Genomic DNA, 11629 nt, shown 5'->3' with positions numbered 1-11629 from the left:
AGAGAGCTAGCGTGGTCGAGTCAGGCGGTGTGTGGCGAGGAACGTGCTCAGGCCCGCCACGAAAGCACCCGAGAGCGTCCAAGCGGCGGCAGGCGGCGCCCCTCCTCCACTGGTTCCCCAGGCGGTGACGACCAGCCACCCCAGAGCGGCGCCGAGCAATCCCGCGGCGCCCGAGTCGAGCCATCTGTACCGGGGCGTTGCCGGCGCGACGCCCGCCCAGCGCAGCATGGCAAGGGGAAGCGCAAGGGCGAGAGCCGCCACCGCGGCGATGACCGGGGACTGGAGGGCCGTCCGTATCGGCACCTCGTAACTCATCGCCTGCACTGCCGCGAGCGCGGTGAGGACCGACCCCAGAATCGATGTCTGAACGAGCGTCAGCCACCCTCGGTGTGCCGAAAGTTCGCGCTCGACGAGCACCGAGACGGCCGCACGCACCCCGTCGGCCCGCTCGCGCACCGCTTCCAGATGAAGCCGGTCTTCCTCGACCTGCTTGATGGTCCATTCAGCCTCGGCGAGATCGGTGACGGTCCAGGAGACTCCGGCGCCGCGCCTGCGGACTCCCGGAGTATGGAGGCGCATGTTGGCGACGGCGGTCGACAGGCTGCCGCTCAGCTGGCGCTGCCGGGTGATCGTCCACAGCAGTCCCTGCGGGCCGAACTGTGCCTCGTCGACCAGCGTCGATGCTTTCAGGACTCGCTCCAGGCGCACGGGACGCCGCGTTGCGGACTTCAGCTCCCGCAGGAGCGCCGCGGTCCGCTCGTCGCTCTCCTCGATCTGCGCGTACGACGCCCCCGAGGCCTCGTAGTGCCGCGCCTGGTGACGGATCTTCGAGAGCTGGAGCAGATAGCGTGCGAGGGGCATCAGTCCGTGCCGGCCCTCGACAGCCCACGCCCACTCGTCGAGGGCGACCTCTTGACGAGCCGGTGCGAGGACGTAGAGGTCGGTGGGTCCTTCCTCCGGCCCATCGGTGTCAACGGATCGCCATACGTCGAAGCCCTGTTCCGTGCGGTCGAATCCGGTCCACCAGGATTCGCTCCCTGCCCGGGGCGCGTGTCTGTGTACGAGATCGCACAACGCGCGCTCTCTCCGTCCGAACCCACGTCCGTAAAGGGCCTCGAACACACGGAACTCGCCGAGCATCCCCCAGGGCCGCGGCGGGAGGCCCACGGCCTGTACCGCTCCGCTCCACTCGGCGTCGAGGTCGCTCCACTGGGTGAGGCCCGTCGTCGTGTCATTGGGGGCGAGGAGCGCGACGACTCCGACGACGTCGTGTTCGGCGAAGGCGAAGGCGGAATAGAGGGAGGCGTCTCCCGTCCGCCGCGCGGCTGCCAGCAGCTTGAAGTCGAAGGCGGTCGAGTGCGCTGCGCCGAAGTCGATGTGGTCCGCAGGCGCCGGGGCCCCCGGAATCGGCTCGATCATGCCCAGCGAACGGCAGGCTCGCCAGAGGGAATCGAGATAGCTTCGCGAGTGATTGCCGATCTCTGAATCAGCCGGTGCGAAGGCCATGACGAGTAGAGCAGGCTTGGTGATTCCGCTCATTCCGCTGGCCCGCCTCGCAGACCTCCGGCTCGGCAGGCGCCGGTCATTCCGACGCGCCCCGGCTCTCGCGGCCGCCCGGGGCTCGGTCTCCCGGACCGCGTAGATCCGCGGTGAGCCGTTCGATCAAGTGGTTGCGCTTCTCCCGCTGCTGCGGCGGAATGGCTATGCCCTTCGCGCCCAACTCGGACCGTGCGCGTCGGGCTTCTTTCCTCTCCAAGGGCTCCAGCGGTGCGAGCGCGCTCCTGATCTTGCTGTCGTCCCCTTCGGGGAGCACAACGCCGAGCCGGTCCAGCACGTCATCGACGCTGCGCCACTCTTCTGCGGTGAGCTGCTGCCAGCCCTCGATCTCTCTGAGACGCTCGATGATCTTCTGTGGATTCACGAAGCCCTCCCCCGCCTAGCGGCGCACCGCTCGGGGGCACTGCCCGGCACCGCCTTGGGCGAGAACTCTATCGGCTGATGGGGCGTCAAACCCGCTGTACGGCGCTTTCAGTCGTGGCCTCCCGGGCCCCCCGCACCGCCGCCACCGGAGTGGCCGCCAGTGTCTTGCGCAAGTTGGTGCGCATCGTCGATGCCGCGTCGAGGACGTAGTTCTGGCGGACCTTCCAGGGGCCGCGGTCGCCCTGGCGGGGGAAGGCGTCGATGGAGCGCTGGACGTAGCCCGAGGCGAGGTCGAGGAGCGGGCGTTCGTTCAGGAGGGTCGTCGGGCGCGGTTCCACCGCCGCGTAGTCGTGGTCGCGCATGTGGTTGAGGACCTTGCACACGAGGCGGGACGTGAGGTCGGCGCGCAGCGTCCAGGACGCGTTGGTGTAGCCGATGCAGACGGCGAAGTTCGGGACGCCCGTCATCATCGCGCCGCGCCACACGAACTGTTCGTTCAGCGCGACCGTCTGGCCGTCGACGCTCGGGGCGATGCCGCCGAAGGCGAGCAGTCGCAGCCCGGTGGCGGTCACGATCACGTCGGCCTCGATGACGCGCCCCGACTTCAGCCGGATGCCCTCGGGGACGAAGCGGTCGATGTGGTCGGTGACGATCTCGGCCTCGCCCCGCTTGAGGACCTGGAACAGGTCGGCGTCGGGCATCGCGCACAGCCGCTGGTCCCACGGGTCGTACGAGGGGGTGAAGTGGTCGGCGACCAGCTGGTCGTCCTTGACGATGCGCTTGTTGAGTCCGGTGAGCAGCCGCCGGGCGGCCTTGGGGCTGCGCCGGCAGAACTGGTAGAGGCCGATGGCGAAGAGGATGTTCTTCGTCCGCACGATCCGGTGGGCCGCGTTCGCGGGCAGTACGGCGCGGATGCCGTCGGCGAGGCGGTCGCGCGAGGGCAGCGAGCCGATCCAGGTGGGGCTGCGCTGGAGCATGGTGACGTGCGCGGCGCTCTTCGCCATCGCGGGCACCAGGGTGACGGCGGTGGCGCCGCTGCCGATGACGACCACGCGCTTGCCCGTGTGGTCCAGGTCCGCGGGCCAGAACTGCGGGTGCACGACCGTGCCGGTGAAGGAGTCGGCGCCTTCGAACTCGGGGGCGTGGCCGCCGTCGTAGTCGTAGTAGCCGGCGCAGGAGTAGAGGAAGTCGCAGGTGACGGTGGACAAGGTGCGGTTGCCGTCCTCGTCGGTGCGTTCGAGGGTCAGCGTCCAGCGTGCCGTCGCGGTGGACCAGTCGGCGCCGATGACCTTGGTGCCGTACCGGATGCGGCGGTCGATGCCGAACTCCGCGGCCGTGTCCTTGATGTAGCTGAGGATGGACCGGCCGTCGGCGAGCACCTTCGAGCCGCGCCAGGGCTTGAAGGGATAGCCGAGGGTGAACATGTCGGAGTCCGAGCGCACACCCGGGTAGCGGAAGAGGTCCCAGGTCCCGCCCATGGACTGCCGCGCCTCGACGATCGCGTACGAGCGCTCCGGGCACTCGGTCTGCAGCCGGTAGGCGGCACCGACGCCGGAGAGCCCCGCGCCCACGATCACGACGTCGATGTGCTCGGCCGGGGCGTCCGTACCTGCGGCACCTGCGGTCCTTGGGTCTGCGGAGGAGTCTGCGGAGTGCGTCATTCCTCCAGTGTCCGGAAGCACACCCGGCAGGAATTGACCCGGGACGACAGATCTTTGACCCTGGACGACATGTCCGTGATCAGATCGGCGGGGCTGCGCGGTTTCCGCGCCACGGTGGCGGAGCTCGGCGGTGACGCCGAGACGTACGCCCGGCAGGCGGGCTGCCCCACGGCCGCCCTGGACGGGGACGACCTCCTGGTGCCCGAGGAGGCGATGGCCACGGTACTGGAGCTCGCCGCGGACGATCTCGGCTGCCCGGATCTCGGCCTTCGTATCGCGGCCCGGCAGGATCTGGGCATGCTCGGCGCCCTCGCGCTTGCCATCCAGAACTCCGAGACGCTCGGGGACGCCATGGAGTGCACCACGCGCTATCTGTTCGTGCACGCGCGCTCGCTGAGCCTGAGCCTGGAGCCCGATCCGTACGGCACTCCGGGGGTCGCCGCCCTGCGCTACGGCGTGCGCGAGGGCGTCGAGGCGCCGCCCCAGGGCATCGACCTCTCCCTGGGGTTCATGCACCGGGCGATCGTCTATCTGGTCGGGCCCTACGGCCTGGGGTCCGTCGAGCTGCCGCATCCGCTGCTCGCCCCGCTGAGCGTGTACGAGGACTTCTTCGGCGTACCCGTGAAGGCGGACCGCCCCGCGGCCCTGCTCCGGGTCCCGCTCAGCCTGGCCGACCGGCCGCTCGGCGGCGGCAACGCGCATCTGCGGCGGCTCGCGCTCGCGTACCTGGACGAGCAACTGCCCGCGGAGCGTACGGACATCGTCAGCGGTGTCCGCGCCGTCGTCGGGCGGTCGCTCGGCACATCGCCGCCCGAGATCGGCACGGTCGCCCGCCTCCTGAACCTCCATCCGCGGACCCTCCAGCGGCGGCTGCGCGCCGCGGACACGACGTTCGCCGAGGTCGTCGACGAGGAGCGGCGCGATGCCGCCCGCCGCTACCTCACCGGCACCGATCTGCCCCTGGGCCAGGTCGCGCTGCTCCTCGGCCTCTCCGAGCAGTCGACCCTCAACCGCTGCTGCCGCCGCTGGTGGGGGGCGACGCCGCGTGCGGTGCGGAGTGGAGCAGTTGATTCCGGCCAGATTCGGTCGTCCGAATAGCCTCCATCTGGCTCATTGTGGAGTGGACCAAGTAGATGCCCCAGGCATCCAATGGAACAGGTAAAGGGAGCCCCTCCGCTTGTGAGGTAAGTCCATGACGGAATCAGTCGCGTCCGACCCGATCTCGGCAGCCGCCTCCGAACCAGTCGCCTCCGAACCTGTCGCCTCCGAACCAGTCGCCTTCCCGCAGGACCGCACCTGCCCCTACCACCCGCCCAAGGCGTACGAACCACTCCGCGAGGCACGGCCGCTCTCCCGGGTCCGGCTCTTCGACGGACGTTCCGTCTGGGTGGTCACCGGCCGGGGCACGGCCCGTGACCTGCTCATCGACCCGCGCCTGTCCACCGACCGGGAGAACGAGGCGTTCCCCGCGCCGACCGAGCGCTTCGCGAAGGTGCGCAACCGCCGGGTCGCCCTGCTCGGCGTCGACGACCCCGTGCACAACGCCCAGCGCCGCATGCTGATCCCCAGCTTCTCGGTCAAGCGGATCGCCGCTCTGCGCCCGCGGATCCAGGAGACGGTGGACCGGCTCCTGGACGCCATGGAGGCGAAGGGTTCGCCGGCCGAGCTGGTCGAGTCGTTCGCGCTGCCGGTTCCGTCCATGGTGATCTGCGCGCTCCTGGGCGTGCCCTACGCCGACCACGAGTTCTTCGAGGAGCAGTCGCGCCGGCTGCTGCGCGGCCCGCGCGCGGAGGACACCGAGCGGGCGCGGGACGAACTGGACGCGTACTTCTACGCGTTGATCGACCGCAAGCGCCGGGAGCCGGGCGACGGGCTCCTGGACGAGCTCATCCACCGGCAGCTCTCCGAGGGTGCGCTCGACCGCGAGGAACTGGTCAGCCTGGCGACGATCCTGCTTGTCGCGGGCCACGAGACCACGGCGAACATGATCTCCCTCGGTACGTTCACGCTCCTCCAGCACCCGGAGCAGCTGGCCGAACTCCGCGCCGAGCAGGAGCTGATGCCCGCCGCGGTCGAGGAGCTGCTGCGCTTCCTGTCCATCGCGGACGGACTGCTGCGGGTGGCGAAGGAGGACATCGATGTCGCGGGCAGCACCATTCGCGCGGACGACGGGGTCGTGTTCTCCACCTCCCTCATCAACCGCGACGCCACGGCCTACGAGACGCCGGAGGGGCTGGACTTCCACCGCGCCGACCGCCATCACCTGGCCTTCGGGTTCGGCATCCATCAGTGCCTGGGCCAGAACCTCGCCCGCGCCGAGATCGACATCGCCCTGCGGACGCTTTTCGAGCGGATGCCGGGGCTGCGTCTGGCCGTGCCCGCGCGGGAGATCCCGTTCAAACCGGGCGACACGATCCAGGGGATGCTCGAACTCCCCGTCATCTGGTAGGAGTTGCGCGTGCTTATTCATGTGGAACAGGAGCGGTGCGTGGGCGCGGGCATGTGCGCGCTCACCGCTCCCAGCGTCTTCACCCAGGACGACGACGGCTTCAGCGAGGTGCTCCCCGGCCGCGAGGACGGCGGCGGCGACCCCCTGGTGCACGAGGCCGCGCGGGCCTGCCCGGTGCAGGCCGTCACCGTCGAGGAGACCTGACCGGGCGGGATATCCGCGAAGGATGTCCTAGCCGCGCAACGTCACCGTGAAGCTCCGTCCGTACGCGTGGCGGGTGTCGACGTCGATCCGGGTCCCGCCGTGGGCCCGGCTCACGCGCACCCGCTCGTCGGCCTCGACCTGCCGCAGGGAGCGGCCGCGGAGCAGCACGGTGACCCGGTCGCGGTCCATCGTCGGATCGGACACCGCCACGGTGACCGGGCCGCGCCGCTCGCGCCGCACGAGTACCGACGCGGGGCCGTCGATCCGTATCCCCGCGGCCTCGTGGCGTCCCGCAGTGAAGCTGTTCGCGGCGGTCAGGCCCAGTCCTTCGTGGCCGACGGCCTGCAACCGCACGGTGTTCGCGAGGACCTTCAGCGGCCGCCCGGCGCGGTACGCCCGCAGGCCCGCCTCGCCCGCGTTCGGCACCACCGCGTAGGCCAGCGAGACGGGCCGTGCCCCGGCCGCCCGGTCCACGCTCACCCCGAGAACCCTGCGCGTCACCGCGGTGTCCGGGTTCGCGGTGCGCACGACCCGGCGGCTGCGCGTGACCTCGTCCAGGGCGACGCGCACCTTCGGGGTGTCCAGGAAGACGTAGCCGACGGACGCCTGCCGCGTGGCGTTGGCCCAGCGCAGCCACCGCAGGTCGCCCGTGCCCGCCCCGGTCCACGGGCGGCCGTCACGCGACTCCCCCGTCACGGAGACCTGGTCGTCCGGCGCCGCGGTGCGCGCGTCGACCGTGGTGGTCACGGCACGCCCCGCCCCGTCGCCCACCCCCGCGGCGAGCACCACGATCTCCTCGTCGAGCAGGAACCACGACTTCGTGGCCGTCGCGCCCCGGTAGACCACGAAGTCCTCCGGCAGGAGGTCCCGGTCGCGGTAGGCGGCATCGCTGGACTGCACCGCGCCGACCGCGCCGTACGCGCCGAGGACCGCGCCGCCGGAGTGCCGGTTGGTGCCGCGCGGGAAGTAGACGTACTTGTTCTGCGACTCGGACGACGAGGTGAAGTGCAGCGGGTGGCCGGGATTGTCGTAGTACGGCTTCCCGTACAGCTCGGGGATCGTCCGGCGCTGCTCGACGGGCGCGGTGACGCCCGCGAGGCCGTACGGCGAGACGGTGGTGAAGTAGTCGACGCCGAACGCCTGCGTCTGGTCCTGGCCCGAGAGGTAGAGGTAGTAGGCGCCGTCGCCCTGGAACCACGGCATGAGGTTCTCGCCGCTCATGTACTCGTACTTGCTGATCCGGTCGGAGCTGCGTGCGAGCGCGAAGGCGTAGCCCGGTCTGCGGTGGACGTGCTTGTCCATGGCGTTGAAGGCGACGCTGCGCGAGGCGGGGTTGAGGTCGGCGGGCGGGACGGAGGCGTCGCCGATGATGTCGGTGTAGCGCACGATGCTGACGGGCGAGACGAAGCCGGCCGGGTTGAGCGCGGCGCGCGAGGTCGCCCGGATGTGCTTCACATAGCTCTTGAGGGCGGTGGCGTCGGCGCCCGCGGAGAGCGAGGAGAGGTCCACGACGGCCTCGACGACGACCCCGACGTCGGTGTAGCCGCTGTCGGGCCGCGACACCGCGCGTCCCTTGACGATCTCCATCATCCAGCCCTCGAAGATGAGCGGCGCGAAGCCGTCGCGCACCCACCTGCGCACCGTCGGCACCAGCTCCTCGCCGTGCGCGAAGCCCGTCCCGTCGAGGATCTTGAGTGTCTGGACGACCCTGGTGAGCAGGCCTTTTCCGTACGAGCCCGTGTACGCGACGGAGGCGTGCTGTATGAACGAGCCGTCCGCGTAATAGCCGTCCGTCACGCCGTGCCGCAGGCGGTAGGGGTCGATGGTGACGAAGACCGTCAGCTGGTCGGTGAGGGCCTTGCGGATGCGGGCCTCGCCGTCCGCGCCGATGAGCGCGCCCTGGAGGATGCGGTTGGTGGTGATGTCGGCGAGGTTGGCGCCGGTGTGGAAGCGCGAGTCGAGGTTCACGTCCCCGTCGGTGCCGTTGCGCAGGTAGGCGTCCATCGAGGTGATGTAGGTGGCGACGAGGCCGGGCTCGTACGTCCGCACCTCGTCGGCCAGGAGCACGAGGGTCTTGCTGACGTGCTGGGAGATGCCGATCTCCCAGTTGAACCAGTTGCCGTAGTAGCCCTTGGACTGGTCGCCGTAGTGGTGCTCGTGCAGCCATCCGAGGCCGTCGATCACGCGGCGCTGCACGGCGGTGTCGCCGTAGAGGTCCGAGGGGGCCGGTCCCGGGGTGCGGGTCGCGAGGGCGATCTCGTAGAGACGTTTGAAGGCCGTGTTGAGGTTGGCGTCGTCCGTGCCGAGCGCCAGGCCCGCGAACAGCTCGCCCTCGCCCGCGTCGTCCATCGACTTCAGGTTCGTCCGTGCGGTCTTCTCGATCGCGGCGAGCTTGACGGCCGTCTCGGGGCGCGCGTTGGACTCGGTGGTCCCGGCGAAGATCCCCACGGTGTTGGCCAGGAGGCGGGAACTGTCCGCCGCGGCACCGGCGGCGCTCGCGGGCAGCGCGGGGATCACCGCCAGGAGACCGGCGGCCGACAGGGCCGACAACAGACGTCTGCGGGTGATGTCCATGGCGACCTCCACCGGTGAGTTGGCGCTTCGGGCGTTCGTTCCGGGGTGCTGGCGTTGTGGCGGGCGGAGTCAAGCAGACGCCCCCGAGCCGCGACAAGGGACCGTGCGCTCCCCTTGCGCCGAGGACCGATCGGACCCGCAGCGACTAGGCTCGACGGTGTGAGGTCGGAAGAGCACGTACCGGGGCCGTTCGCCATCGTGGCGGTCGCCTCGTCCGCCGGGGGCATTCAGGGTCTCGGCTCGATCCTGGGCGCTCTCAGCCCCGAGCTGCCCGTGCCCGTGCTCGTCGTCCAGCATCTCGATCCACGGCACCGCACGCTCCTCGCGGAGGTCCTCACCCGGCGCACGGCACTGACCGTGAAGCTGGCCGAGGACCAGGAGAGCGTCGAGCCGGGGACCGTGTATCTGGCGCCGCCCGACCGGCACCTCCTCGTGGGGCCGGAGGGCATACTCACCTTGTCGAACAGTAAACTCGTGCACTTCGTGCGCCCCTCCGCCGACCTGCTCTTCGAGTCGGTGGCAGGAGCGTACGGACCGCGGGCCATCGCCTGCGTGATCACGGGCACCGGCATGGACGGCGCCATGGGCGTGGAGGCGGTCAAGTCGCGCGGCGGCACCGTGATCGCCGAAGATCCGCAGAGCGCGCAGTTCGCGGGAATGCCCACGGCTGCGGTGGATACCGGAGCAGTGGACTTCGTACTCCGTATTGACGAAATCGCCGCGGCCATCCGCGGCCTTGTCGAGGACAAGAGGCAGTGATGGGTGAGTCGTCCGGCGCCGGGGCAGAGCAGGGCGCGCAGCCGGGGGCGCAGGGGCATCCGGAACCGGCGAGTGAGACGGACCAGGTGCGTGAAGCGGAAAGGGTGAGTGAAGTAGAGCAGGAGCGTCAGACGGAGCGGGGACAGGAACCGGAGCAGGGGCGCGAGAAGCAGTCCGGCCCGCTTCTCGACCAGGGCCTCGAGGATCTCCTCGGGTTCATCCGCGATGCCCGCGGATTCGATTTCACCGGCTACAAGCGCTCCACGCTCGGCCGTCGCATCCGCAAACGGATGGGGGACGTCGGCATGGAGGACTACGCGGACTACCGCGACCTCCTGGAGACCGACGCCGACGAGTTCCGTGCCCTGTTCAACACGATCCTGATCAACGTCACCTCCGTGTTCCGCGATCCCGACGCCTGGGGCCTGCTCAGGCGCGAGGTGGTGCCCGAGCTGATCGAGACCGTGGGCCCGACGTCGGAGATCCGGGTCTGGAGCGCGGGCTGCTCCAGCGGCGAGGAGGCGTACTCGCTGGCCATGATGCTCGCCGAGGCGCTCGGCATCGAAGAATGCCTGAACCGCGTCAAGATCTACGCCACCGACGTCGACGAGGAAGCGCTGCGCGACGCGCGCTCGGGGCAGTACCCCGCGAAGGCCCTGGAACCGCTGTCCAGGGAGATGCGCGACAAGTACTTCGAGCGCAACGGCACGCAGTACGCCTTCCGGACGGATCTGCGCCGCCGCGTCATCTTCGGCCGTCATGACATCACCCGTGACGCCCCGATCTCCCGCCTCGACCTGCTGGTCTGCCGCAACACGCTGATGTACTTCAACGTCGAGGCGCAGACGCAGATCCTCGACCGCTTCCACTTCGCCCTGCGCGAGGGCGGTTATCTCTTCCTCGGCAAGGCCGAGATGCTCCTGAACGACACCGAGCGCTTCGAGGCGATCAGTATCCGCCAGCGGGTCTTCCGCCGCCGTCCCGGCGGCAGCGCGCCGCCGTATCCCGCGACGACCCCGCTGAAGACCAGGACCGGCACTGCCTCCGAGAGGCATCACGCCTCGCAGGCGGGGCAGCTGCGTGATCTGATCCTGGACTCGATGCCGGGTGCGAGCATCGCCCTGGACGGCAACGGAGTCGTCATTCTGGTCAACCAGGGCGCGCGGACCCAGTTCGGTCTGACGCCCAACGACGTGGGGCGGCCCTTCCAGGACCTGGAGATCTCCTACCGGCCCACCGAGCTCCGCTCCCTCATCGACCAGGCCATCTACGAACGCCGGCCGATGCACGTCCGCGGTGCGGAGCGCCGGATGGGCAACGACCTGCAGTACTTCGACATCGACATCCAGCCGATTCTGGGCGGTCCCGGCGGCCCGGGCCTGCCGGTCGCCATCAACGTCACGTTCTCGGACGTCACGCAGGCCACACGCCTCAAGGCCGAGGTCAAGCGGGTCCGTGAGGACCTGGAGACGGCATACGAGGAACTCCAGTCGACCAACGAGGAGCTGGAGACCACCAACGAAGAGCTCCAGTCGAGCATCGAGGAGCTGGAGACGACGAACGAGGAACTCCAGTCCACGAACGAGGAACTGGAGACCACCAACGAAGAGCTCCAGTCCGGCAACGAAGAGCTCGAGACGATGAACGACGAGATGCGTCTTCGCACCACGGACCTGGACGAGGCGCACGCCTTCCTCGAAGGTGTGGTGAGCAGCATCGCGGCGGGCGTGGTGGTGCTCTCCGCGGACATGCGCGCCAAGAACTGGAACAAGGGCGCCGTCGACCTGTGGGGCCTGCGGCCGGACGAGGTGCTCGACGAGCACTTCTTCGCCCTCGACTTCGGGCTGCCCACGGACCGCCTGCGCGACGTCATCCAGCAGTGCGTCGCGTCGGGCAAGCGGTCGGGCCCGGTGGTCATCCCCGCGGTGAACCGCATCGGGCGCAACATCGACTGCTCGGTGATCTGCTCGCCGTTCGACGGACACAACGGAGGAGTCGTCCTCCTGATGGAAGATGTCGCCGACACCGGCGGCAGCGGACCCGACAAGTCGTAGGCTGGTGG

At 69.8% G+C, this 11629-nt stretch carries 9 protein-coding genes; 5 read left to right on the top strand and 4 right to left on the bottom strand.

Annotated elements, in window-relative coordinates:
- Positions 1-6: 6 nt before the first annotated feature.
- From ABZ906_RS01870 to ABZ906_RS01860, 3 genes are all read right to left on the bottom strand, one after another.
- On the bottom strand, positions 7-1539 hold the full coding sequence (locus ABZ906_RS01870) for a CATRA conflict system CASPASE/TPR repeat-associated protein (RefSeq protein WP_361200781.1): 1533 nt from the start codon (positions 1537-1539) through the stop codon (positions 7-9).
- 43 nt (positions 1540-1582) lie between these two features.
- Complete coding sequence (locus tag ABZ906_RS01865; protein WP_361200779.1) at positions 1583-1921, bottom strand: CATRA system-associated protein; 339 nt, start codon at positions 1919-1921, stop codon at positions 1583-1585.
- 85 nt (positions 1922-2006) lie between these two features.
- Positions 2007-3581, bottom strand: coding sequence for an NAD(P)/FAD-dependent oxidoreductase (locus tag ABZ906_RS01860; protein ID WP_361376197.1), 1575 nt, complete (start codon positions 3579-3581; stop codon positions 2007-2009).
- A gap of 69 nt (positions 3582-3650) precedes the next feature.
- Here ABZ906_RS01860 and ABZ906_RS01855 point away from each other — a divergent pair, with 69 nt between their 5' ends.
- From ABZ906_RS01855 to ABZ906_RS01845, 3 genes are all read left to right on the top strand, one after another.
- Complete coding sequence (locus tag ABZ906_RS01855; RefSeq protein ID WP_361376196.1) at positions 3651-4679, top strand: AraC family transcriptional regulator; 1029 nt, start codon at positions 3651-3653, stop codon at positions 4677-4679.
- 94 nt (positions 4680-4773) lie between these two features.
- Positions 4774-6030 carry a cytochrome P450 gene (locus ABZ906_RS01850; RefSeq protein WP_361376193.1) on the top strand — a complete coding sequence of 419 codons (1257 nt, stop codon included), beginning with the start codon at positions 4774-4776 and terminating at the stop codon, positions 6028-6030.
- Positions 6031-6039: 9 nt separating this feature from the next.
- Positions 6040-6234 (top strand): ferredoxin, encoded by a 195-nt coding sequence (locus ABZ906_RS01845; RefSeq protein ID WP_361200771.1) that lies wholly within the window; start codon positions 6040-6042, stop codon positions 6232-6234.
- A 27-nt stretch (positions 6235-6261) separates the two neighbouring features.
- On the opposite strand, the gene ABZ906_RS01840 is transcribed toward ABZ906_RS01845, so the two are convergent.
- A complete protein-coding gene (locus ABZ906_RS01840; protein WP_361376190.1) occupies positions 6262-8808 on the bottom strand; it encodes a polysaccharide lyase family 8 super-sandwich domain-containing protein in 2547 nt (848 codons plus the stop codon).
- A gap of 159 nt (positions 8809-8967) precedes the next feature.
- On the opposite strand from ABZ906_RS01840, the gene ABZ906_RS01835 reads away from it, so the two are divergent.
- Both ABZ906_RS01835 and ABZ906_RS01830 read left to right on the top strand, forming a co-directional pair.
- On the top strand, positions 8968-9567 hold the full coding sequence (locus tag ABZ906_RS01835; RefSeq protein WP_361376187.1) for a chemotaxis protein CheB: 600 nt from the start codon (positions 8968-8970) through the stop codon (positions 9565-9567).
- Positions 9568-9671: 104 nt separating this feature from the next.
- The gene (locus ABZ906_RS01830; RefSeq protein WP_361376184.1) at positions 9672-11621 is read left to right on the top strand and encodes a CheR family methyltransferase; all 1950 of its coding nucleotides are present in this window, start codon (positions 9672-9674) and stop codon (positions 11619-11621) included.
- Positions 11622-11629: the final 8 nt, after the last annotated feature.

Origin of the sequence: Streptomyces sp. NPDC046925, assembly GCF_040644915.1 — a bacterium.
GTDB lineage: Bacteria > Actinomycetota > Actinomycetes > Streptomycetales > Streptomycetaceae > Streptomyces.
Note: the sequence above shows the minus strand (reverse complement) of the source record. Positions and strands in the feature narration are given on the sequence as shown.